The sequence below is a fragment of the Mesorhizobium sp. B3-1-6 genome (assembly GCF_006439555.1).
Lineage (GTDB): Bacteria > Pseudomonadota > Alphaproteobacteria > Rhizobiales > Rhizobiaceae > Mesorhizobium.
In genome coordinates this window covers 20,525-42,727 of record NZ_VFTM01000004.1, presented here as the reverse complement: position 1 = coordinate 42,727, position 22,203 = coordinate 20,525, and the positions used below count along the sequence as shown (strand labels likewise).

Below are 22,203 nucleotides of genomic sequence, written 5' to 3'. Positions count from 1 at the left end.
GGCTGAAGGAGAGGTCCGTGAGCGCGCTCGAACCGACGACGCCTTCCGCCCCGCAACGGGCGGGCTGGGCATGGCGGCCGTTCGCGCTCACGCTGCCGGCGCTGGTGCTGCTGGCCGCGGTGATCGGCTATCCGCTAATCACCATCGTGCTGCGCAGCCTGTCGGAGCCGCAATGGGGCCTGCAGAACTATGCCTGGTTCTTCGGCGCACCCGTCAATCTGACGGTGCTCCAGCGCACCTTTACGATCTCGGCCTGGGTGACTGTGGTCTGCGTGCTCTGCGCTTACCCTTACGCCTATCTGATGACCGCCGTCGGGCCACGCGCGCGGCTCGTCCTTGTGCTCTGCGTCTTGATCCCGTTCTGGGTGAGCGGCGTGGTGCGCACGCTTTCCTGGGTGATCCTGCTGCAGGATTCCGGCGTCATCAACTCGCTGCTGAGATCGGCCGGTTTCGACGGCATCCGCCTGATCCGTACCCAGACGGGCGTGGTGATCGGCATGGCGCAGGTGCTCCTGCCGTTCATGATCCTGCCGCTCTATTCGGTGATGAAGGGGATCGATCTCAGGCTGGTGCAGGCGGCGCGGAGTCTCGGAGCGCGGCCATCGCGCGCGTTCTTCACCGTCTACCTGCCGCTGTCGCTGCCAGGCGTCTATGCCGGCGCGATCATCGTCTTCATCCTGGCGCTGGGCTTCTACATCACGCCGGCGCTGCTCGGCGGACCGCGCTCGACCATGCTGTCGACGCTGGTGCAGACGCAGGTGCTCAGCCTGCTGCAATGGGGACGCGGTGGCGCCATGGGCGTGGTGCTGCTGGTCGCGACCTTCGTGCTGCTCGCGCTTGCGGCGCCGGTGATGCGGTCGAGGCATCGGGAAGCGGGGCGACGCTGATGGAGATGAAGCCGCTCACGCGCGTCATCCTCGGGCTTGTCTGCCTGCTGGTGGCGATATGGTTGGTGGCGCCGACACTGGTCGTGGTGCCGATGTCGTTCAACGAGAACAAGTCGCTCGCCTTTCCGCCGCAGGGCTTTTCCTGGCAGTGGTACCTGAATTTCGCCACCAACCCGGATTGGTCTTCCAGCTTCCTCAACTCGCTCAAGGTCGCCTCGCTGGTGGCGGTGCTGGCGACGGTGCTCGGCACGCTCGCCGCCTTCGGCCTCGACCGCATGAAGGCGCGACCGGCCAATCTCTTGCGCATGCTGATGCTGACGCCGATGGTCGTGCCGGGCGTGGTTCTGGCCATCGGCATCTATGCCGTCTATCTCGATGCGCAGCTCGTGGGCACGCTGACCGGCTTCGTGCTTGCGCATACGATCCTGGCGCTGCCCTTCGTGCTGATCGCGGTTTCGGCCAATCTCGAAGTGTTCGACAGGCGGCTTGAGACCGCGGCGGCAAGCCTCGGCGCCGGCGCGCTGACCACGTTCCGCACGGTGACGCTGCCGCTGATCCTGCCCGGCATCCTGTCGGGGTTGCTGTTCGCATTCGCCACGTCCTTCGACGAGATCGTGGTGTCGCTCTTTATCACCAACCCCTATCTCAAGACGTTGCCGGTGCAGATATTTTCCTCGATCACGCGCGATGCCGACCCGACGGTCGCGGCCGTCGGCACCATCCTGTTGTTCGCCACCACGATCCTGATCGGCGGCGGCATGCTCCTCCTCGGCCGCGAACGGAAGGGACGCCTATGAACCCGAGAGCGGAAAATCGCGGCGCCGCGATCGACCTCGACATGGTCAGCAAGGCCTACGGGTCCTTCAAGGCGCTGGACGGTGTCTCGCTCAGGATCGAGCCAGGCGAGTTCATGACGCTGCTGGGGCCGAGCGGCTCGGGCAAGACGACGACGCTCAACGTCGTCGCCGGCTTCACCGACGTGACCAGCGGCAAGCTTCTGGTCGGGGGAAAGAGCGTCGTCGGCGTGCCGGCCCACAAGCGCAATATCGGCGTCGTGTTCCAGCACTACGCGCTGTTCCCGCATATGACGGTCGGCCGCAACGTCGCCTATCCGCTGACATTGCGTGGCATCAAGCAGGACGAGCGCAAGAAGCGGGTTGCGAGAGCGCTCGACATGGTCAAGATGGGCGACTTCGCGCATCGCTATCCGAGCGAATTGTCCGGCGGCCAGCAGCAGCGCGTCGCGCTTGCACGCGCCATCGTCTTCGATCCGCCGCTGCTCCTGATGGACGAGCCGCTCGGCGCGCTCGACAAGAAGCTGCGCGAATGGCTGCAGCTCGAGATCAAGCGCATTCATCGCGAGCTCGGCACCACCTTCGTCTATGTCACGCACGACCAGGAAGAGGCCCTGGTGCTGTCGGACCGCATCGCCGTCTTCAATCGCGGGCGCATCGAGCAGATCGGCACCGGCCGCCAGCTCTATGACGAACCGGCGACGCTCTTCGTCGGCCGCTTCATCGGCGATTCCACCGTGTTGCGCGGCGAGGCGAAAAGCGACGGCACCGGGACGGCTCTGAGTGTCGCCGGCGAGACGGTCACCGCGCCCCGTCGGCTGGCCGGCGAAGCCAATCCGGTCATGCTGCTGCGGCCGGAGAAGCTTGCCATCCGCCGATCGGGCCAGGATGCCGCCGGCACGAACCGGTTGTCGGGGACGATCGCCGAGGCGATCTATCTCGGCTCGGGGTCGAAATATGAAGTGAAGCTCGCAGACGGCTCGACCGCGATCGTGCGCTCGCCGCTCGCCGGCGAGAGTTTTGGCCTCGGCGAGAAGGTCGAGCTCTGCTTCGACGGCGCCGATGCGAAACTCCTGCCCGACGACAGCACGGCCGACACAACGCTCACCTGATCCATCTCTTTGTTTTAACGCAATCCCGGACCGAAAACCGTTTCACACTTTTCCTGGAATTGCTCTAGCGGAAGCCATCCCATGCAAGTCAAGCGCAATGGCGACATCTCGTTCTGGTATGCGGATCTGGGTCATATCCCCGCGCCGCGTCCGCCTTTGCCCGGCGACATCGAGGCCGATGTCGCGATCGTCGGCGCCGGCTATACCGGGCTTTGGACAGCCTACTATCTGAAGAAGGCGAAGCCATCGCTGCGCATCGTGCTCGTCGAACGCGAGTTTGCCGGCTTCGGCGCCTCGGGGCGCAATGGCGGCTGGCTATCGGGCGGCTTCGGCTGGTCGCGCGAGAAGTATTTGAAGACGTCGACACGGCAAGGCGTCACCGCCATGCAGAAGGCGATGGCCGGCTGTGTCGACGAGGTGATCCGGGTGGCGACGGAAGAAGGCATCGATGCCGACATCCGTCGCGTCGACAATCTGACGGTTGCCACCAATCCGGCGCAGCTGGAGCGGGTGCGCGAGGAATTCGAGACGATCCGCTCCTGGGATGCCGACCCCGAACGCATCGAACTGCTAGACCAGGCTGCGACCCGCGCGCGCATCAATATCCACAATGTACTCGGCGGCTTCGTCATCCACGGCCAGGCGCGCGTGCAGCCGGCCAAGCTGGTGCGCGGGCTGGCGGCGGCGGTCGAGCGTCTCGGTGTTTCGATCTACGAAAAGACGACGGTGACGGCGATCGCCAAGGGCGTTGTGACAACGGACCATGGCACGGTGCGGGCCGAAACCGTCATTCGCGCCACGGAAGGGTTCACGGCCGGCATTCCAGGAGAGGAGCGGACCTGGCTGGCTCTCAACAGCGCGCAGATCGTCACCGAGCCGCTGTCGGAGGAACTTTGGCGCAAGATCGGCTGGGAGGGGCACGAGCTGCTCGGCAATGCGGCGCATGCCTATTGCTATGCCCAGCGCACGCGCGAGGGGCGCATCACCATGGGCGGGCGCGGCGTGCCCTACCGCTACGGGTCGCGCACCGACGTCAACGGGCAGACGCAGCAGGCGACGATCGACCAGCTGCACACGATCCTGACGACGCTGCTGCCGCAGACGGCGGGATGCCGCATCGATCATGCCTGGTGCGGCGTGCTCGGCGTGCCGCGCGACTGGTGCACGACGGTCGGCCTCGATCCCGCGACGCGCATCGGCTGGGCCGGCGGCTATGTCGGGCTCGGCGTGTCCAGCTCCAACTTGTCGGGGCGCACGCTGAGCGATCTCGTGCTCGGCGAGAGCACCGAACTGACGCGGCTGCCCTGGGTCAACCGCAAGGTGCGGCCATGGGAGCCGGAGCCGTTCCGTTGGCTGGGCGTCCATTCGATGTACCAGCTCTACCGCATCGCCGATAACCGCGAGGCCGCCGGGCTTTCGCATACCTCGAAGCTGGCCGCCCTGGCCGACAGCTTGACTGGCCACTAGGGCGGTTCGGCGTCCGCCCAATCGTTCGTTTTCGCGCAGTTCCAGACCGCTGGAATTGCCCTGACCCATGGAGACCAGCTTGATCGATCTCTCGACTTTCCACGACCTCGCCAAGGCCGACATCGGCGCTTTTTCACCGAAGCCGACCTCTTTCGAAGGGGATCAGATGGAGGCCGCGCGGTCGTTCTTCCAATCGCCGGACGGAACCATCGATATCGGCATCTGGGAATGCACGCCCGGACGGTTCACCGCCGACCGCACGAACTCGTCGGAGATCTGCCACATCATCTGCGGCCGCGCCGAGGTGAGCAGCGCCGATGGCGAGATGCGCGAGCTGGGGCCGGGCGACCTTCTCGTCCTGCCGCAGGGATGGAAGGGCGAGTGGCGCATCCACGAGACCACCCGCAAGCTCTACATGATCCAGAGCGCCGATTGATCCCTGATCCTTCGGCGCATGTCGTTTGCCGGAAGCGTGCTTCGAACGACGTGCCGTCAGTGATCGATCGGGCCTTTCGGCGAGACGAGCGTCGTGCCGGCGGTGGTCGGGCGCTCGATCATGCGGCGCACGCGCGGCGGGTTCTCGCCGCTGTGCAGCGCGCGGATGCGTTCGCCGACCACGGCGTCGGCATGGGTGGCGCGCCGGTTGTGGCGGATATACTCGACCCAGGTCGGCGTGTGGTAGTGCTCGATCCAAACCGACGGATTTTCCAGATCCCGCGCGAGCGTCCAGTTGCGGGCGCCGTCGCGGCGGCGGATACGGCCGCGCTCGGCCATGGTCGCAAGGAATTCCGGCACGTCGTCCTCGCGGATGACGTACTCGATCATGATGGCGATGGGGCCGCTGCGCGGCTTGAGATCGAGCGCCAGCATCGGCTCCTTGAAACGGTTGAGCGGATCGAGGTTGAGCACCGTCTGCCGCGGCAGCGGCAGGGCGAAGCCAATGGCGCTGCCGGCGAGCATCGCGACCGCCGCCGCGATCAGCGCGGTCTCGGCGCCATGCGCGTCGGCGACGACGCCCCAGATCCAGCTGCCCAGCGCGATGCCGCCAAAGGTCGCCGTCTGGTAGATCGACAGCACGCGGCCGACCACCCAGCGCGGCGTCGACATCTGCACCGTGACGTTGAAATGCGAGAGCGCGATCACCCAGCAGGCGCCGCCAATGAGCAGGCCCGCGGACGTCTGCCAGCCATTGTGGCTGACGGCGGCGTTGAGGGCGCATAGGGCGAAACCGCAAAAGGCCATGCGCACCATCACCTCGCTCGACAGCAGCTGCCTGAGCCGCACGCTGATCAGCGCGCCGCCGACCGCGCCGATGCCGAAGGCGCCGAGCATGATGCCGTAGGTCAGCGCGTCGCCCTTGACGACGTCGCGCGCCACCAGGGGAAGAAGCGCCAGCACCGCGCCGGCGCTGAAGCCGAAGGCCAGACCGCGGACCAGCACCTTGGCGATGTTGGGCGACATGGCGACATAGCGCAGGCCGGCGCCCATCGCCGCGCCCAGCGACTCGCGCGGCAGGGTCTGCTCGGGCAGCGCCGGCTTCCAGCGGGCGAGCACGACGATCAGGCCGATATAGCTGACGGCGTTGGCGGCGAAGGCGGCCGCCGCACCTGCTGCGGCGACGATGACGCCGCCGATGGCCGGGCCGACGCTGCGGGTGATGTTGAAGCCCAGCGAATTAAGCGCGACGGCCGCCGGCACCTTGGCGCGCGGCACCATGTCGCCGACCGAGGCCTGCCATGACGGGCTGTTCAGCGCCGTGCCGCTGTCGATGAGGAAGGTGAAGGCAAGCAGCGTCCATGGCGTCATCCAGCCTTGCCAGGTGAACAAGGTCAGCAGCGCCGAGACGACCAGCATGAAGGTCTGCGCCACCAGCATCACCTTGCGGCGGTTGAAGCTGTCGGCGATGGCGCCGGCAACGAGCGCGAACAGCATGATCGGCAAGGTGGTCGAGGCCTGGACCAGCGCCACCTGGTAGGGCGAGGTGGCGATCGTGGTCATCATCCAGGCGGCGCCGACGCCCTGGATCAGGCCGCCGAAATTCGACACCAGGCTGGCCGACCAGACGGCGCGGAAGATACCGTGCCGGAACGGCGCCAGCGCGGAGACGCGTTCGCTTTCCGGCTCGTCGTCGATCATGGTTGCGCCTTCGTCCGCTGTAGAGGGCTCGCCGCACCCGGAAGGGCAGGCGACTCGCCAAAGAGTGCGGCCCAACAACAGGAAGGCAAAGGCGAAAATGCGTCGGCGAAGCTTTAAACCAAGCATCTGGCCGGTCTGGACCAACTTTTGGCTATTTGGCGTTTCTCGCCTCGGCATGCAGGGCCTCGGTCAGGCCGCCTGCCGTCTCGCCATTCATGTAAAGCCTGAGCAGCATTTCCATGCCGACGAGACGCAGGCGCGACGTTTCCTGGCTTCTTGCCATGTCGATCAGGTCGTCCAATTCGGAAGCAGACCATTTCATCGCGTCGCGCAGCACACCGCCGCGCAGCAGGCCCTGCGTTCCGGCTGAAAAAGCGGCATCCATCTCGAAGCCGTTCTTTTCGGCGCGAATGTTTTCGCGCGGCAGATGGCGCTCGGCCGCCTTTTTCAGCAGCCACTTACCGGTTCCGTCGCGGTATTTCCGCCTGCGCGGCAGGTGAAGGGCGAAGTCGATCAGCCGGTTCTCGAGGAACGGCACCCTGAGCTCGACGGAGGCCGCCATGCTCAACCGGTCGTGCCGGTGCAGCAGGTCCTGCAGATGCGAGTAGAGGTCGTAGAAGCAGCTTGCCAGGAAGGCGCGGTCGCTGGCCGGCGCGACGCCTTCCAGCCTGTCGAACAGCTTTGTCTGCAGGAAGTTCAGCTCGGGCGACAGGGCTCTGAGCGCCATGATGCGGTCCGTCGGCGAGCCGCGACCGATCGAGTTTCGAAACGGCGCGCGGCGCAATTCGGCGAATTTGCGGTCCTGCCTGGCCTTCGAGCGGAACAGGCGCTGCAGCCAGGATTGGCGCCAGACCCTGATCGTCGATGCTTGCCATTTGTAGCCGCCGAAGAGCTCGTCGGAACCCTCGCCGGTGAGCAGCACCTTGACGCCGTCGGCGCGGCACTGCTCGGCAAGCGCCAGCAACGCGGCGTGGCTGGCATGCCAGCCGTCGGTTTCAATGTGCCAGATCGCGCGCGGCCAGAGCTCGAGGAACCGGTCCTTGTCGAAAGCCACCCGGCGCAGGCTGACGCCGACATGGCGACCGGTGCGCTCGGCGTCCGGCGCTTCACTGTGGCCGAGCTTCTGGTCGATGACGTAGCCGTGCAGCTCTGGCCTGAAGCGCTTGGCAAGCGCGGTGATCAGGCCGGAATCGACGCCACCGCTGCAGGCGGTTGCAAGGCTGGCATCGGCGATGCAATGCAGCTCGACACTTTCCTCGAGCAGCCTCTCGAGCGTCGCCATATGCTCGGCGTCGGACGTCCTGTCGCCGGCGATGCGCGTGGTATCGAGAACATCGAGGACGTGCCAGAAGCGGCGCCTGTCGATGCCGTCTCCGGTGATCCTCCAAAGGCTTGCCGGTGGGAGCCGCTCGATGCCGTCAAAAACGCTGTAGCTCGAATCGCGGCTCTGCCAGGCAAGCCGCAGCGTCAGCTCGCGCGTGTCGATCCGGCGCGCAAAGTCGTGGCAGGCGAGGATCGCCTTGTCCTCCGAGGCGAACAGCACGCGGTCGCCGGTTTCGGCGACCGACATCGGCTTGATGCCCAGCCTGTCCCTGGCAAGCCACAGGGCGCCGTCGCGGGCATCGAAATAGGCGAAGGAGAACATACCGTCGAACAGCGGCACCGCTTTTTGCGGACCCCAGTGATGCAGGGCCTGAAGCACCACCTCGGTGTCGGAGACCGATTGGAACGTCAGGCCTTCCGCCTGCAGCGTCTTGCGCAGCGCGCGAAAATTATAGACCTCGCCATTGTAGCACAGCACGCCGTCGCCGGACGCGGTCAGCATCGGCTCGCGCGCGGCGGGCGATGGATCGATGATGGTCAGCCGGCGGTGGCCGAGCGCCAGGCGGGCGTTATTCCAGTTGCCGTGATCGTCGGGACCGCGATGCGCCAAGGCCTGCATCATGCGCGCGACGTCGCGACGATCGCCGCTGCCGATCGGATCGCGCTTTCGCCAGACGCCGGCTATTCCGCACATGGCCCGCCGGCCGTTCTTGCCTGATGCATCGCTTCCTGAATCGCCTGAGACGTCGGCCGACGCCGTCGCGCCTACAATCTAGCTGCAAGAAACGCCGCCGCAAGCGATCTCGCGGCTTGCGAACAGGCCGCCAGACGCTCGCTGCGGCTTCGCGTCAGAAGCCGTGTTCGATGCGCCCGAAGATGACGTTGGTGAAGGCCGAGATCTGGCCGCCGATGAACGGGCCGGTCAGCGCCACCACGAGCATGATGGCGACGATCTTCGGCACGAAGGTAAGCGTGATTTCCTGGATCTGGGTCAGCGCCTGGATGAGCGCGATGCCGATGCCGACCACCATCGCCACCAGCACCACGGGGGCGGAAGCCGTAAGCACCGTCCACACGGCGTACTGGACGATATCGAGGGCGTCGGCCTCGTTCATGGGCTGCCCCTGTGCGAAGCCGGCTAAAGCGGGTCGCGTGAAAAACGTTTCACGCGACCTGCTTTAGCTTTTTTGATTTTAAGCATGTCTTTATCCCGAAACCGGCCCCCCTTTCGGAAAACCTGCTTAGGCGGCCGGCTTGATCGACACACCCGCGCCGACGGGGACCTGGGTGCCGTCCTGCAGCACGGCGATAAGGCCGCTGCTGGAGAGCGTCACCGACGCCACCGTGCCGGTGGTTTTGCCGTCGGCCGAGGTGATCGAGCGGCCGATCAGCGCGTCGGCCTGCGACAAGGCCGAGGACTGCATGATCTGGTCGAGCTTGGTGTTGGTCTGCACCGACTGCTCGACTTGGGAGAAAGTGGCGAGCTGCGCGACATACTGCGTCGAATCCATCGGCTTGGTCGGATCCTGGTTCTTCATCTCGGCGATCAGGAGCTTCAGGAACGACTGGTAATCCACCGCCGTCTTCGAGGTCTGCTGGCTGGCCTGGTTGGCGCCAACCGGGATCGTTGTCGTCATGTCCACGGCCATCTTATGCTCCTACAGCCAATGCGCGCGGCGTTTCGGGAATGTCGTCATTGTCTTCGAGCGCCCTGCGCTCGAGCGGATAGAGGGCGCGGATCGCTTTCAGCGCCTCATAGATATCATCCTCGCCGACCATCCGGTCGATCTGCTTCAGGCCCTTGCAGATGTCCTGGTTGTCGAAGCTTGCGATCAGCATCGGCAGCGAGCGGCGGAACATGTCGCGCGCCTCGGAGGCGCCGACCGGGTTGATCAGCATGATCTGCACGATGAAATAGAGCTGCCTGAGAGGCGTCGACGCCTGGTCGGCCTGGATGACATGGCTTTCGAGCAGGAACTGCACGTCGTTCATCAGCTCGATGGTGACCTTGCGGTCGACGCGGATGACCGCGCCGTTGACATAGATCTTCTCGTTGGGCTTCAGCGAGATCTTCAGCGTGTTGGTCATTGGATGCCGTCTCGGATGATCTGGGAGACCTCGATCAGTCCTTCGAAATTGTTGGTGCGGCCCTGGCGGATGTCTTCCGTCTCGCGCAGCAGCCACAGGCCGATGGAGATCAGGTTGGCGCGCAGCTCCTTGGGCAGGGCGTTGTCGCTGGAGCCGAGATCCTGGACAAAGGTGGTCCAGATGCGGTTGGTGAAGTGCAGCGCCTCGACCGCTTCCATCGACTCGGTGCCGACGGCTGCCGCGGCGGCCAGCATGTCGATCGAACGGGTGAGCAACTGCCGCTCCCGGTCCTTGGCATCGGCGACGGAGTCGGTCTGGATGTCGGCGTAGGAGAATTGATACATCGTCGGCGCTCTGGCGTTCCGGTTTATGTGTTCAAGTCAGATAGTTCAGCAGGCTGAGCTGCTGCAGACGCGCGGTCAAGGCGAAGGAGGTCTCGATATGCTGCGTCAGGTCGGCGACGCGGGTGGCGGCTTCGGCCGGATCGACGCCTTCGAGGTCGACGATATGCTTCTCGAAGAGGTCGACCTGCGTCTTCATGCGGTCGCTGGCGTCGGACACGCGTTGCTGGGCAATGCCTGTCTCGGCCCGTATCTGAGTGATGCCGCCGATGGCATCGCCGACCAGCGCCTGCGCGCGGCTGACGATGGCGTTCTGGGCGGCCTCGCTGATGCTGCCGGTGAGCATGCTGCGGACCATGGTAGCCGCCATGGCGAGCTTGCGGATGCCTTGCTCGTTGGCGCTGACCGAGGTCTGGGTGGTCTCGTTGAGCGAAATGCGGCTGGTGATCTGGTCGTCCGTGGCGCCCGACCAGTTGGCCTGCCAGCCGGCGCCCAGGAATTGCGGCTCGACCTGGGTGGTGATGAAGTCGTCCATCTGCGCGGCGGTGATGTTGGCCGCCGCCGGATCTGTCTGGGTAAAGCCGAAATAGCTCGAAAAGGCGGCATCGAACGCAGCCTTGGCCGGCGAGCCGGCGGCGTTGAAATCGTCGACCGGCTTGACGTCGGTGTTGGTGCCGGCAAACAGATATTCGCCGTTGACGCTGGTGTTGAGGATGCCCGTCATCTGCTGCAGCGCCGAGGAGCCGGCGGTCTGCAGGATGCTGGTCGAGGAGTCGCCCGACACGCCGCTGGTCAGGGCAGACAGGAAGCTCTGCGCGGCACCGGCGATCTGGCCGAGCGAATCCTGGGTCGATGTCAGGCGCGCTGAGACGAGCGCGTTGGAATCGACGATGCCGTTCAGCCGGTCGAGGTCGCGCTGAAAGGTGACGGCCTGGGTCGTGCGGCTGCCAAGCGCCAGGCCGACATCAGCGACGGTGCCGGTCTGCGATTCCTTGGTCGCCTTGATGAGGTCAGCCTGCATCTTCGCCTGCTGGTAACGCAGCGCGTTGGAAATGGCAGCTGAGGAAACGCCTGTCGCTTTCATGGATTATCCTACCGCGGCCATCAGCGAGTCCAGCATGTCGCTGACCGTCTTCATCATATGCGCCGAGGCCTGATAGGTGTGCTCGAGGTCGAGGAGCAGGGACATCTCCTGGTCGACATTGACCCCGGTGTCGTTGGACAGCGCCTCGGCCGTGCGCGCGGCCAGTGCCTGCTTGCTGTCGGCATTGGTCGAGGCCTGCTGGCGCACGCCTTCGAACCAGCCGATGGCATTGGCCGCGTAGTCGGAGACGCCCGAGCTGACGGTGATACCGGCCGAGCTGTCGAAGGCCATCGGCTGATCGAGCTTGTTGCCGTAGCCGATCAGCAGGTCCGAATAGGATGCGCCGCCGGTGTTGACGACATAGGCCGCGCCGTTGGCGCCGCCGTCGCGCAACAGCGCGGGATTGCCGCCGGCGCTCGGATCGAAGGCGGCGTTGACGCTGATCGTGCCGGCGAGGCCGTCGACCAGGGTGCCAGCGGCCGGAATTGCCGGGGCGCCCGACCATGTGAACAGGCCCGCAGCATTTGGCTGCGACGGCGCGGTCTCGGCAAATGCCGTGATCAGGCCGCGCGCGATCTCGTCGAGCTGACTCTGCATGGTCGAGGCAACGCCGTCGCGCAGCTTCAGAAGGCCTGCAAGCTTGCCGTCGGCGGTGGTGTTGTCGCCGGTGCCGGCAGAGACCGGCACGTTGTCGATATAGACGGCGTTGCCGGGCGTGCCGGCCGAATAGCCGGACGACGGCGCGAAGGTCACCGAACGCGGCACAGTCTCGAACAGCGTCGCACCGTCCTTGGTGGTGATGACCATGTCGTTGTCGCCGCGCGTGAAGGTGGAGACCGGAACGTATTCCGATATCTTCTTCAGGATCGCGTCGCGCTGATCGAGCGCGTCGGACACGTCCGTGCCGGAGCGAGTGCCCGAGATGACCGCCTTGTTGGCGTCCTGGAACTGGCTGAGCAGCGAGTTGAGATCGTTGACGGCGGTGGAGATCTGGCTGTCGGCCTGGGTGCGGAAGTCCTGGATCGCCTTGGTGCCGCTGTTGAGAGAGTTCACCACCTGCTTGGCGGCGTCGACGACGCTGGTGCCGAGGTTCTGGTTTGATGGCGTCGTGGCGTAAAGCTGCAGGGACTGCTGCAGGTTGGCGATTGCCGTCGAGGGGGACGACGCGTTGTCGACTCCGTTGACCGACAGATCGAGCTGATCCATGCCGTTGTAAAGCGCGCTCTGGCCGCTCCATGCCGACAGCGCCGAAAGGTTCTGGCGGAACAGGAGATCATTCGCCGCGCGTTGGATTTCCACCGCCCGGGCGCCGGGCGCCGTGCTGGTCACCACGGCGATGCGGCGGGTATAGTCAGGATTCGACGCGTCGGCCACATTGCGCGATACGACGCTGGTCTGCTTGGACGTGGCCAGGAGCGCCGATTGGGCAATGCTTAGTGCGGAGGAAAGCGACATGCTGATCTTTCACGGGCGGCGCCCGTCGTTTATCTCTTCAGGTTGACGAGGACGTCCATCAGGTCCGAGCCGGTCTGGAAGACCTTGGAATTGGCGGTGTAGCTGCGCTGCGCCGCAATCATGTTGGTCAGTTCCTCGGCGATATCGACGTTGGAGTTTTCAAGCGCCCCGGAGACGATGGAGCCGAGCTTGCCTTCATTGGCAAAGCCGATGTGGACGGCGCCGGAGTCGGTGCTCTGCACATAGACGTTACCGGGCATTGCGGTGAGGTTGTCGGGGCTCTGAACGTCGGCCAGCGGGATCTTGTAAAGCGCCTTGGTCGAGCCATCCTCGAACTGCGCGTAGATGATGCCGTCCTGGCCGATCTGGACCTTCTGGATGGAGCTCGGCGCGTTGCCGTTGACCTTGGCGTCGGCAACGGTGAAGCCGGTGCCGAGCTGCGTCAGCTGGGAGAGATCGAGGTCCAGCGTCGAGCCGCCCGGTACCGTGAACGAGACGCTGTCCGTCGCGCCGGTAAGCTTGCCTGTCGTGGTGTCGAAAGTGAGGTTGGCCGATCCCAGAGCGCCGCCCGTATAGGGAAAAGAGGTGCCCGCGGTCGCCTTCGACTGGTCGAAGACCGAGACCTGCCAGGTGCCGGCGCCGGTGTTGGTGAAGTAGACGTCGAGCAGCTTCTTGTTGCCGAGATTGTCATAGGCAACCAGCGAGGTTTTCGACGTGTATTCCGCGTTAGGGTCGTTGGTGGACGGCAGCGGGCCGGAGGGCGGCGTCGCTCCCGCCGGCAGGTTGCCGGAGAACAGGCCCTCGGTGCTCGGCGTCGCCGTCATCTGCTGGTCGGAGATCTGCACCGGCACGAGGCCTTCGAAGCCGTTGGCGGTCGCGGCCGGGTCGCCATTGGCGTAGCTGTAGGCCATGAGCTGGTAACCCGCGGCATTGACCAACCGGCCTTGCGCGTCCGGAACGAAGGAGCCGGCGCGGGTGAGATAGGGGGTGCCGCTGGCATCCTGGACGACGAAGAAGCCGTCGCCGTTGACGGCAAGGTCGGACACCGAGGTGGTGTAGGTCATGACGCCTTGTGTGCCGACGGCCGAGCGGATCGTCGTGGTCACGCCACCGGAATTATAGGCGCCCCCGGTGCCGGGCATGATCAGTGTCGAGAACTCGGCCGAAGAGCGCTTGTAGCCCGTGGTGTCCGAGTTGGCGATGTTGTCGGCCACCGCGGAGAGGCGATTGGCCTGCGCGTTCATACCGGAAACGCCGGTCCGCATCATTCCGTAGAGGCTCATCGATCGATCTCCGCAGTGCCTGGGTAGGAGGCCATAAAATTATGCCTCGTGTCTTGCGCGAGGCTGGTGCGGGATGTGCCTAGAGCGTGATGGCGCTTCGTTGAATCGCCATCACGCTCTAACTCTTTGTTGGAGCATGACCTTTGTCCGAAAACCGGTTCCCACTTTTTGCTTTCGCTGACCTTCGGTTCGGGATCATGCTTGAGGGCGGCCATCAAAACACCAGCCGGTAGCCGAGGAATCTCTTGGAATCGATCGGGTCGTGGCCGAGCTTCTCACGCAGCTTCTTGCGCAGCTTCGAGATGTGACTCTCCACCACGTTCTCCTCGACCTCTTCGTCGAAGATGCCGTAGATGGCGTTGAAGACCTGGGTCTTGGTCACGCGCCGGCCGCGGTTGCTGGCCAGATATTCCAGGATGCGCCGCTCGCGCCGCGGCAGCGGCAGCGGCTCGCCGTTGATCTCCGGATCGCGGCCGTCCATGAAGATACGCATCGACCCGACTTCGGTATAGGCGGCCTCTTCGGAGCCGCGGCGGCGGATGGCTGTGATGCGGGCGAGGATCTCGCGGATGTGCACTGGCTTGCGGACGACGTCGTCGACGCCGCTTTCGAACAGCCGCAGCGTATGTTCCAGCGAGTGATGTTCGCTGAGCGCGATCACCGGCGCGCCGGTGCGGTCGCGGATCTGGCGCGGCGATATCGCGCCATCGCGGCAGTCGCCGATGAGAAAAGCCCTGACGCATCTGAGATCGGTGTCGGCGGCGGAACTCACCCACTCGCCGAATTCGCCTGGGGCGAAGCCGGCCGTGGCCACGCCCTCGCGATCGAAAAGTGAAGAGTAGCCCTCTGTCACGAGCTCTCGCTCGTCAACGATCACGATCATCGGCCCGCCCTCCGAATCATTTCACTTGCCCCGTGCGGAAAGGGCTACCCGGCTCGACGAATCCTGAAAAACCATCATTTCTTGTAGCTATTTTCTTGGGAGTTTTTTTGGGAGCCGTAATAAAAGCGGTTGTGCGGGTGTACTCGCGCCAACTGTTGGCAGACGAACATTGGCGCCGGCGGATAGGCTGGCGAAGGTCGGCTGGATCCGAAATTTGACAACTATTGGTTGCAGAAAGTGCTGGCATTCGGCGTCCATTTGCCGAAGCCGGTGGCGACCATGTTGGCGATGACGCGGCAGACATAGACCTTCTGTGCCGGGTCGTTGTCGGGACCGGCATGGTAGCGAGCGACGGCCATCGACCAGGTCATATGCCGAGCATGCAGGCTCGCCAGGAAGCGCGCGGCGTAGTCGACATTCTGATGCGGGTCGAGCATGTCCTCGACGCTGCGGAAATGATCGCCGTGATAGCGATGGTTGATCTGCATGCAGCCGAGATCGATCAGCGTCTTGCCCTCGCGACGCGCGTCCTCGAATGCGGCGAGCGCTTCGCCGCGACTGCGAGGGAAAACGGCTTTTCCTTCTATATTCAAAGCATTAGGCTGAAGGCTGCCCTTCTTTCCGGTCTCGGTCAGGCCGACGGCGTAGAGGATCCCGGCAGGCACACCGTAGCGATCGGCGGCGCGCAGGATCTCCGGCTCGCAGGAATTGGCGGCGGCGCTGGCCGTGCCGGCAGCGAAACTAGATATACATATCGTCGTCAGCGCGCTCGCGAAGAGGCGAAGCGGCATGACCGAATTCCTGTGCGCCATTGCCATCGTTCCTTCCCGGTTGCCGGCCGCCGCCCGCGCCGTTGCCGCCCGAGTTCCCGGGCTGGAACGAAGGCTGGTCGCGGCCCGTCGACATCGGCATGGCGCTGCTTGCGTCGGCGCGGCTGGCCGCATGCGCTGCTATCGAGGGTTGCAGGATGGTAACCTTGTCGACGTCGAAACCGAGGCTGCGCATGGACTTGACGATGGCGTCGCTGTCGGCGGTGAGGCGGCGGTATGCCTCGTGTGTCTCGGGCTTCATCTCAATCGAAAGTTGCTCCCCCGAGAGCCGCAGGCTGGCGATAACCGACCCGAGCTCCGAGGGGTGGAGCTCGATCTTCAGCACATGTGTCGGAACGGCAACAGAATTGGTCGTCTGCGAGCCTGCCGAGGCGCTTGCGAAGGCCTGCTGGACGCCGTTGTCGGAGACAAGCGCCTCAACCAGCGCCGATGCCGTCTGGCCGATCGGGTTTTGTGCCGGCGCCGGGAAGCTCTGCTGGCTGACGACGTCCATGCGTGTGGCGGAAGAAGACGGCTTGGCCGGTGTCTGCTGCGTGCTCGACTGGGATTGCTGCGATGCCTTGGAGGCGGAAGCCGGCCGCCAACCTTGCGGCGGTACCGGGTTGTCGGCCTGCGGTTCATTCCCTTGCTTCGGCAGGATCTTGGTATCGTTGCGGCCCGCCATGTCGAGAGCCATGTCCGCCTTCGCCGGCTTTTGCCCGAAGTCGGGCCCGTGATCTTCAGCCGCCATCAAACGAGCGGATCGCGACTGCGGCTCGGCGGAATCGTCGACCGCCTCGCGCTTGCCTGGGCGCAGCCGCAATTTCAACGATGTTCCGTCGCTCGCGGCCTCTTCACCGTCGGCGGAACCCTTGCCGCCCGTGCCCGACGATTGCGCGAAATGTTTCATGTCGCTCAGCGCCATCAGCAATGGCAGGCGATCCTGCAGCGGCGCGGACTCGTCGGTTTGCGCCGTGGAATCCTTGTCCGCCGTCGGCTTTGCCTGATCGGCCTGGGCGGTGGTCTTCCCGGACTTTCCCGCGGTTGCTTTCTGCGAGCCGGTCTTCCCCTCCTGCGGGCCCTGGTCCGGCTCCTGTTTGCCGGCATTGGCCGCCGAGCGCCTTGCCGGATGCGCGTCCGGCATCACCGGTCCGGTCGCGTGCCTGTCCTGTGGCCGGTCGGTCTTCTCGGGCCCATGCACCAGGTCACCGAAATTCTGATCCTTGTCCTCGCCGCCGGTCGAGTGCTGCCGGGGCTGGGTCGAAGCAAAGCCCGGCAGGGTCTGGTTGACGCTGGTCATTTGGGGGCTGCTCCGAGTAACTGGTCGATCTGGTCTAGCTGACGGCGAGTGCTGGTCACCGCCGCATCGATCGGGTCTTGCGGATCGGGCGTGGCCGGCGCCGATGCCTGCACCACCGGCGCGGCGTCGATCGGTGCCGGAGCGGACGCCGGCGTTTCAGCCGATGCTTGCGCCGGTTGCGGGACAGCGGGCGGCGAAGTCGTGTCTTTCGCCTGATCGCTTGCAGCGACCGCTGGCTTGTCGGGCATCGCTCCTTCCACCGGCGGCAAGTCCGCATTGGCCGGATCGGCCGAGGCCTCCGTCGCTGATTTCGCCTCGTCACTTTTCGCAACGGTTGCCGGCTTAGGTCCAGCATTGGCGGCCGCTTTCACCGGCGCCATCACTTCGCCCGCGACAGCTTGCGCGGCGTCGAGCAGGTCGCGGTCGCCTTGCGAAAGCTTGCCGCGATCGATCTTGCCCAACTTGGCGCGTACTTCATCGACATTGGCCGATGTCATGGTGGAGAGGCTCGAATAGAGCTGGGTGCGCGGATCATCCCGGTTGCCGTCGCCGTTGCGGCCCAGTTCGGCCTTGGCCGAGGCGAAAGCCGAGAGCTCCGTCATCCCGTCGATCGCGGCACGGCGCGCGATGCGCAGGTAGATCACTTTCTCGCGCTCGGGATCCATCATCGAGGTGATATCGGCGATCTTGTCCTGGCTGATGGCCATGTGCAGCGTGATGACGCCGGAAACAAAGGCATCGGCGAACTGGCTGGCGTAGGGCGAATAAAGAAAGGACGCGACATACTGGGTCGAAGCCAGCGCGAAGCGTGCTGCGTCGCCCTGCGCGGCCGCGATGCCCACGGAGCGGCGAAGCGCAGCCTCCTCGACTAGCGTGCCGGGGCTGAGCAGGCGTGCTTCGTCGAGCAGCGCAAGCGCTGCCGACGGGTCGTCGGCCGCAAGCAGCGAGCCCTTGACCAGCGCCAGGAAGGCGCCGAGATCGGCGGGCACGCTCATCGGATCGATCGGCTTCAGCATTTCGATCGCCTCGGCCGGCTGCCCGCTCAGATAGGCGACGACGCCTTTGGCGAGGGCCAGGCTTTGCGGGTCGGTTACCGCGCGCGAAGCCGCCGCCGCGACCGTCACCGGATTGCCGCCGCTCATGCCATAGACGAGCAAGGCGCGGAAGTTCTTCGGCTCCTTGAAATCCTCGGCGTTCGCGTCGCGCATCCGGGCGTCGATCATTTCGAGGAGTTTTGCCTGCATCGGCAGCGCGGCGTGATCGCCGCCGGCAATACGATCCTGGACCAGCTGCAGCGAACGCACCAGTTGATAGGGCTGCAGCGCATCCTGCGCGAAAGCCGCCGGTGACGACCCCGCGCCTAACAGCAGCAGCGCTATCGCGCCGCCGATGACGGTCCTGGCCCTCATCTGCCGGCCGCCATCAGGATTTCGATGCGCCGGTTCGCGGCAGCCATCGGATCGGAGGCGATCTTGGGCTGCCGGTCGGCGAAGCCTGCGACCTCGGTGATGCGGCTTTCGTCGACGCCGCCGCGCACCAGCATATAGTAGGCCGAATGGGCGCGCGCGGTGGACAGCCGCCAGTTGTCGTAAGCGTCGCTGCGGAACGGTCGCGCATCGGTGTGGCCGCTGATGGTGATGGTGCCCTTCTTCTCGTTGATGATGCGGCCGATCTTTTCCATCGCCAGCACCAGCTCGCGGCGCGGCATGGCCGAGCCGATCTCGAACATGCCGAAATCGAGCTGGTCGGTGATCGAAATGACGACACCCTTGTCGGTGGCTTCGACCGAGACACCGTCGGTGAGCTTTTCGCCCGGCAGGAATGCCTTGGCGAGTTCCTTCTTGATATCCGCCGCTTGCTGAAGGGCGGCTTTGCTCGGCGCCTTGTCACCTTTGTCGGCGGCCTGCTCGGATTCGGTCTTTTCCGCCTTGGCCGCTTCAGCCTTCGTGTCGGTGTCCGCAATCTCGCGCTTGTCGGCGTCGGCTTTCTCGCTCTTCTTCCCTTCGCTCGACAGCTTTCCGGCCTTGCTTTGCGCGGCTTTCTGCTCGCCCTTGGCGTCGGTGCCTTCCGGAGCCGCCAGCGGTTCCAGCGGCGCGGCCGTCAGCGGAGGGGCGGCCGGAACGGCCTTCACCTTCGGCACCGCGACGGTGGCGACCTTGTCGCCAGGCTTGACGACCGGATCGCCATCGATCTTGGCGCGCTCGGCGGTTGCCTCGGCGTCAGGCGCCGCCACCTGCTGCGACCAGAAATCCGGCGCGAACGGATCGCGATAGGATTCGCCGCCGGAGGCCCCGGTTGCCGGACCGGCCGTCTGGGCGCCGCCTTCACCCTTGGCGCTGACGTTCTGCATCACGCCCGTATCGGCGGCGATCTCCGCCAGCACCGCATAGGGATCGGCGAACAGCTTCTCATCGGAGAGCTGGGCATCCTGCGCCCCGTCCTTGGTCTGCCGGCGCTCGGAGGAACCGGCGCCGCCCTTGCCGTTATCGCCCGCCTTGGTCGCGCCCTGCTGCGGGTTGTCCGCGGTCAGCCCGACCTTGCTCGGGCCATCGCCGAGGTCCTCCAGGCCCTTGCGGCTGGAATTGCGGTCGATCAGCTCGACCGGATTGAAATAGCTGGCGACGGCTGCCTTGGTCTGCTCGTTGGCGGCGTTGATCAGCCACATGACGAGGAAGAAGCACATCATCGCCGTCATGAAGTCAGCGAAGGCGATCTTCCACACGCCACCATGGTGAGCGTCGTCATGACCGTCGTGATTGCGCTTGACGATGATGATCTCGTGCCGGGGGTCGGCATGGTCGACGGCGCTCATGACAGGACCTCCGACAAGGACGCCGACCATTCGGCGATACGCGTCTCGAACACCGTTTCGTCGATGGTGACGGTCAGGTCGAAGCCCGGAGCCTCGGTGAAGTCGAGATTGGCGGCGCGGGATCCAAGCGCCGCCTTCAGCGGCTCGAACAGCGAGAGCGGCCCCCGGACGCCGATACGCACGGCCTCGCCATCGGCGACCGCGGCGCCGATCACGCGCGAAAGGGCCAGGAGCGAACGCTGCTGCAGGTCGTCGCTGAGAAGGCCGCCGACGATACGCGCGACGGTCGCGCCGGCAAGCTCGGCAACGCGCTGCTCCATGGCCTCGATGCGCGTGGCGACGACAGCGCCGAGATCGCCGCCGAAGCTCTCAAGGAAAGCTTTCGCCGCATCGTCGCTGGCCTGACGCTCGGCGTCGAGCGCAGCCCGATGGGAGAGCGCAAGGCGTGCCTCGAGCGACGCCTCCGCATCGGCAACCGCCTCGGCGATCAGCGCGCCGATATCGGCCTGCGGCGCCTGCGCTGCGGCAGGCATATGCTCGGCGGCGCGCGCGGACGGCGGCTGGCTGACACGCGGGGTCCGCGAACCAAAATCGGGCAGGAGATCGAAGAGCGCCGAGGCCATGGCCTAACCCACGGCTTCCGGGGCGGCAGCCCATTTGCGCAGGATCTGCGCGGTCCGCTCCTCGTTGAGGTCGACCATGCGGGCCAGCCGCTCCTGCGGCGCCGGCCGGATTTTCTGACGCAGGTCGTCGAGCGGGGTTGCGCCGGCGCGCGCGCCGGGCAGGGCGCCGGCAGGGGTCTCGGCGGTGATTGCGGCGACGGGCGCGTCCGGTGTCGGCAAGGAACGCTGTACGTCGTCGAAGCTCGGGCCGGCAATGGCCGCAGGCTTCGCCGACGCCGTCAGCGCGGCGGCCATCGGCTTCAGGCCGAAGAAGGCCACCAGGAAAACGACAACGATGAAGGCGCCGGCATTGATCAGGGTGCCGGTATAGGTGCCGATCGAGGCGAGGATGCCGGGCTGATCGATCGGCTCGCCGTCGAGGCCGTTGATGAACTCGACTGCTGACACGTCGATGACATCGCCGCGCTTGTCGTCGAAGCCGGTCGCCGAGGCCACCATCTTCTGGATATCGGCGACGCGCTTGGCGATCTGGTCGGGCGTGGCGTCCTTGCCGAGGATGGTCTTCAGCCGGTCCTGGTTGACGACGACCGCGATCGACATCTTGTTGACCGTGTAGCCGTTGGAGACGGTGGCGATCTTCTTGGAGTTGATCTCGTAGTTGGTGATCTCCTCCTTACGGTCGTTCTGCGAGGTGGATTGCGGTCCTTCGGTGCTGGTGGTCTGCGTCTCGGGCAGGTTCTGCTCGACGCTGGTTGGGGTCGAGGCCTGTTTCTGGTTGCTGGCCTCGTTGGTCTTCACCGATTGCACCGAACGCTCGACGCGCGAGTTCGGATCGAAGATCGTCTCCTCGGTCTGGCGCGTGTCGGTGTTGACGTCGGCCTTGACGCTGGCGCGGAAATTATCTGGGCCGAGATAAGGAGTGAGCGCGCGGCGGATGTTGTCGCCGATCTGCGCCTCGACCGTCTGCTCGACGCCCAACGTGCGCGCGGCGCTCGTGTTGGACGGGTCGTCGCCGGCGGCCAAAAGGTTGCCGTTGGAATCGAGCACGGTGACCTTGTCGGCCGACAGGCCGGGAACAGCCGCCGCGACGAGGTGGCGGATCGACATGGCGCTCTTCTCGGCATCGTTGCCGGCATAGCGGATGACCACCGAGGCGGAGGGCTGCTGCTCGTCGCGGCGGAAATTGGCGCGCTCGGACATGACGATGTGGACGCGCGCCGCCTTGACGCCGGAAATCGACTGGATGGTGCGCGCGATCTCGCCTTCCAGCGCGCGCACGCGGGTGATCTGCTGCATGAAGGAGGTGAGGCCGAGCGAGCCGACATTGTCGAACAGCTCGTAGCCGGCATTGGCGCTGGTCGGCAGTCCTTTCTCGGCAAGCAGCATGCGCGCCTGCGCGGTGGTGCCGGCCGGCACCAGCACGGAGGTGCCGTCGGAGCCGACATCGAAGCCGATGCCGGCGTCGGCCAGCACCAGGCCGATCTGGTTGACGTCGGAACGCTCGAGGCCGACATAGAGCGTCTCATAGGCCGGTCGGTTGAGATAGACGGAAGCGATGCCGATAACGGCCATGACCAGGGCCGCGATGCCACCCATGAGCGCCAGACGCCTGACGCCGAAGCTCTTCAAATTCGCGATGACGCTCTGGATCTGTTCCGGCACGATTCAACCGCTCCCAGCATGACTGTCCGCCGGAAGACTAGACCGCGAAGCTTGTGCGAGGATGATAGGCGTGCCGCCGAAGAGCCCGCAAAGCGTCGAACCGGCGTCTTATCGAGCAACGAAAAAGGCCGCGCCTCGGGCGCG

21 protein-coding genes are annotated in these 22,203 nt (G+C 65.4%); 5 read left to right on the top strand and 16 right to left on the bottom strand.

Features of this window, described 5'->3' with window-relative positions; translation table 11 throughout:
• Positions 1-17: 17 nt before the first annotated feature.
• From FJ414_RS05595 to FJ414_RS05575, 5 genes are all read left to right on the top strand, one after another.
• Complete coding sequence (locus FJ414_RS05595) at positions 18-887, top strand: ABC transporter permease (protein WP_140642177.1); 870 nt, start codon at positions 18-20, stop codon at positions 885-887.
• Positions 887-1,684, top strand: a complete 798-nt coding sequence (locus FJ414_RS05590) for an ABC transporter permease (RefSeq protein ID WP_140642175.1) — start codon at positions 887-889, stop codon at positions 1,682-1,684. The genes FJ414_RS05595 and FJ414_RS05590 overlap by 1 nt, the downstream gene beginning before the upstream one ends.
• On the top strand, positions 1,681-2,793 hold the full coding sequence (locus tag FJ414_RS05585; protein ID WP_140642173.1) for an ABC transporter ATP-binding protein: 1,113 nt from the start codon (positions 1,681-1,683) through the stop codon (positions 2,791-2,793). Before FJ414_RS05590 ends, FJ414_RS05585 begins: the two co-directional genes overlap by 4 nt.
• A gap of 81 nt (positions 2,794-2,874) precedes the next feature.
• On the top strand, positions 2,875-4,260 hold the full coding sequence (locus tag FJ414_RS05580; RefSeq protein ID WP_140642172.1) for an FAD-binding oxidoreductase: 1,386 nt from the start codon (positions 2,875-2,877) through the stop codon (positions 4,258-4,260).
• Positions 4,261-4,327: 67 nt separating this feature from the next.
• Entirely contained in the window at positions 4,328-4,696 is a 369-nt protein-coding gene (locus FJ414_RS05575) for a cupin domain-containing protein (RefSeq protein ID WP_140642169.1), read from the top strand.
• A 56-nt stretch (positions 4,697-4,752) separates the two neighbouring features.
• On the opposite strand, the gene FJ414_RS05570 is transcribed toward FJ414_RS05575, so the two are convergent.
• From FJ414_RS05570 to fliF, 16 genes are all read right to left on the bottom strand, one after another.
• The gene (locus FJ414_RS05570; RefSeq protein ID WP_140642167.1) at positions 4,753-6,396 is read right to left on the bottom strand and encodes an MFS transporter; all 1,644 of its coding nucleotides are present in this window, start codon (positions 6,394-6,396) and stop codon (positions 4,753-4,755) included.
• Positions 6,397-6,547: 151 nt separating this feature from the next.
• Positions 6,548-8,413 (bottom strand): asparagine synthase (glutamine-hydrolyzing), encoded by a 1,866-nt coding sequence (asnB, locus tag FJ414_RS05565; RefSeq protein WP_140642165.1) that lies wholly within the window; start codon positions 8,411-8,413, stop codon positions 6,548-6,550.
• Between the two features lie 154 nt (positions 8,414-8,567).
• A complete protein-coding gene (fliQ, locus tag FJ414_RS05560; RefSeq protein ID WP_140642163.1) occupies positions 8,568-8,834 on the bottom strand; it encodes a flagellar biosynthesis protein FliQ in 267 nt (88 codons plus the stop codon).
• A gap of 126 nt (positions 8,835-8,960) precedes the next feature.
• Positions 8,961-9,368 carry a flagellar hook assembly protein FlgD gene (gene flgD / locus FJ414_RS05555; protein ID WP_027165132.1) on the bottom strand — a complete coding sequence of 136 codons (408 nt, stop codon included), beginning with the start codon at positions 9,366-9,368 and terminating at the stop codon, positions 8,961-8,963.
• 1 nt (position 9,369) lies between these two features.
• Entirely contained in the window at positions 9,370-9,807 is a 438-nt protein-coding gene (gene flbT / locus FJ414_RS05550; protein WP_140642161.1) for a flagellar biosynthesis repressor FlbT, read from the bottom strand.
• Positions 9,804-10,151 carry a flagellar biosynthesis regulator FlaF gene (flaF, locus tag FJ414_RS05545; protein ID WP_140642159.1) on the bottom strand — a complete coding sequence of 116 codons (348 nt, stop codon included), beginning with the start codon at positions 10,149-10,151 and terminating at the stop codon, positions 9,804-9,806. Before flaF ends, flbT begins: the two co-directional genes overlap by 4 nt.
• 31 nt (positions 10,152-10,182) lie before the next feature.
• On the bottom strand, positions 10,183-11,232 hold the full coding sequence (locus FJ414_RS05540) for a flagellar hook-associated family protein (protein ID WP_140642157.1): 1,050 nt from the start codon (positions 11,230-11,232) through the stop codon (positions 10,183-10,185).
• Between the two features lie 3 nt (positions 11,233-11,235).
• Positions 11,236-12,687: a flagellar hook-associated protein FlgK gene (gene flgK, locus FJ414_RS05535; RefSeq protein ID WP_140642155.1), complete on the bottom strand. Its 1,452-nt coding sequence runs from the start codon at positions 12,685-12,687 to the stop codon at positions 11,236-11,238.
• Positions 12,688-12,716: 29 nt separating this feature from the next.
• A complete protein-coding gene (locus FJ414_RS05530) occupies positions 12,717-13,970 on the bottom strand; it encodes a flagellar hook protein FlgE (protein WP_140642151.1) in 1,254 nt (417 codons plus the stop codon).
• 214 nt (positions 13,971-14,184) lie between these two features.
• Complete coding sequence (locus FJ414_RS05525; RefSeq protein WP_140642148.1) at positions 14,185-14,853, bottom strand: response regulator transcription factor; 669 nt, start codon at positions 14,851-14,853, stop codon at positions 14,185-14,187.
• A 221-nt stretch (positions 14,854-15,074) separates the two neighbouring features.
• On the bottom strand, positions 15,075-15,644 hold the full coding sequence (locus tag FJ414_RS05520; RefSeq protein WP_181181536.1) for a lytic transglycosylase domain-containing protein: 570 nt from the start codon (positions 15,642-15,644) through the stop codon (positions 15,075-15,077).
• The gene (locus FJ414_RS05515) at positions 15,595-16,962 is read right to left on the bottom strand and encodes a flagellar hook-length control protein FliK (protein WP_140642146.1); all 1,368 of its coding nucleotides are present in this window, start codon (positions 16,960-16,962) and stop codon (positions 15,595-15,597) included. The genes FJ414_RS05520 and FJ414_RS05515 overlap by 50 nt, the downstream gene beginning before the upstream one ends.
• Positions 16,959-18,371: a chemotaxis protein MotC gene (locus FJ414_RS05510; protein ID WP_140642144.1), complete on the bottom strand. Its 1,413-nt coding sequence runs from the start codon at positions 18,369-18,371 to the stop codon at positions 16,959-16,961. The genes FJ414_RS05515 and FJ414_RS05510 overlap by 4 nt, the downstream gene beginning before the upstream one ends.
• The gene (locus FJ414_RS05505) at positions 18,368-19,774 is read right to left on the bottom strand and encodes a MotB family protein (RefSeq protein WP_140642142.1); all 1,407 of its coding nucleotides are present in this window, start codon (positions 19,772-19,774) and stop codon (positions 18,368-18,370) included. Before FJ414_RS05505 ends, FJ414_RS05510 begins: the two co-directional genes overlap by 4 nt.
• Positions 19,771-20,397, bottom strand: coding sequence for a hypothetical protein (locus FJ414_RS05500; RefSeq protein ID WP_140642140.1), 627 nt, complete (start codon positions 20,395-20,397; stop codon positions 19,771-19,773). The genes FJ414_RS05505 and FJ414_RS05500 overlap by 4 nt, the downstream gene beginning before the upstream one ends.
• Positions 20,398-20,400: 3 nt before the next feature.
• The gene (gene fliF, locus FJ414_RS05495) at positions 20,401-22,059 is read right to left on the bottom strand and encodes a flagellar basal-body MS-ring/collar protein FliF (protein ID WP_140642138.1); all 1,659 of its coding nucleotides are present in this window, start codon (positions 22,057-22,059) and stop codon (positions 20,401-20,403) included.
• Between the last annotated feature and the right edge of the window lie 144 nt (positions 22,060-22,203).

Bases quoted from the DNA above. Each gene is read 5' to 3' on its own strand.
- FJ414_RS05530 (WP_140642151.1), bottom strand. From the start codon at position 13,970: ATGAGCCTCTACGGAATGATGCGGACCGGCGTTTCCGGTATGAACGCG.
- flbT (WP_140642161.1), bottom strand. From the start codon at position 9,807: ATGACCAACACGCTGAAGATCTCGCTGAAGCCCAACGAGAAGATCTAT.
- FJ414_RS05540 (WP_140642157.1), bottom strand. From the start codon at position 11,232: ATGAAAGCGACAGGCGTTTCCTCAGCTGCCATTTCCAACGCGCTGCGT.
- FJ414_RS05570 (WP_140642167.1), bottom strand. From the start codon at position 6,396: ATGATCGACGACGAGCCGGAAAGCGAACGCGTCTCCGCGCTGGCGCCG.
- flaF (WP_140642159.1), bottom strand. From the start codon at position 10,151: ATGTATCAATTCTCCTACGCCGACATCCAGACCGACTCCGTCGCCGAT.
- FJ414_RS05575 (WP_140642169.1), top strand. From the start codon at position 4,328: ATGGAGACCAGCTTGATCGATCTCTCGACTTTCCACGACCTCGCCAAG.
- FJ414_RS05525 (WP_140642148.1), bottom strand. From the start codon at position 14,853: ATGATCGTGATCGTTGACGAGCGAGAGCTCGTGACAGAGGGCTACTCT.
- FJ414_RS05510 (WP_140642144.1), bottom strand. From the start codon at position 18,371: ATGAGGGCCAGGACCGTCATCGGCGGCGCGATAGCGCTGCTGCTGTTA.
- FJ414_RS05580 (WP_140642172.1), top strand. From the start codon at position 2,875: ATGCAAGTCAAGCGCAATGGCGACATCTCGTTCTGGTATGCGGATCTG.
- flgK (WP_140642155.1), bottom strand. From the start codon at position 12,687: ATGTCGCTTTCCTCCGCACTAAGCATTGCCCAATCGGCGCTCCTGGCC.
- flgD (WP_027165132.1), bottom strand. From the start codon at position 9,368: ATGGCCGTGGACATGACGACAACGATCCCGGTTGGCGCCAACCAGGCC.
- FJ414_RS05590 (WP_140642175.1), top strand. From the start codon at position 887: ATGGAGATGAAGCCGCTCACGCGCGTCATCCTCGGGCTTGTCTGCCTG.
- asnB (WP_140642165.1), bottom strand. From the start codon at position 8,413: ATGTGCGGAATAGCCGGCGTCTGGCGAAAGCGCGATCCGATCGGCAGC.
- FJ414_RS05515 (WP_140642146.1), bottom strand. From the start codon at position 16,962: ATGACCAGCGTCAACCAGACCCTGCCGGGCTTTGCTTCGACCCAGCCC.
- fliQ (WP_140642163.1), bottom strand. From the start codon at position 8,834: ATGAACGAGGCCGACGCCCTCGATATCGTCCAGTACGCCGTGTGGACG.
- FJ414_RS05500 (WP_140642140.1), bottom strand. From the start codon at position 20,397: ATGGCCTCGGCGCTCTTCGATCTCCTGCCCGATTTTGGTTCGCGGACC.
- FJ414_RS05505 (WP_140642142.1), bottom strand. From the start codon at position 19,774: ATGAGCGCCGTCGACCATGCCGACCCCCGGCACGAGATCATCATCGTC.
- FJ414_RS05520 (WP_181181536.1), bottom strand. From the start codon at position 15,644: ATGCCGCTTCGCCTCTTCGCGAGCGCGCTGACGACGATATGTATATCT.
- FJ414_RS05585 (WP_140642173.1), top strand. From the start codon at position 1,681: ATGAACCCGAGAGCGGAAAATCGCGGCGCCGCGATCGACCTCGACATG.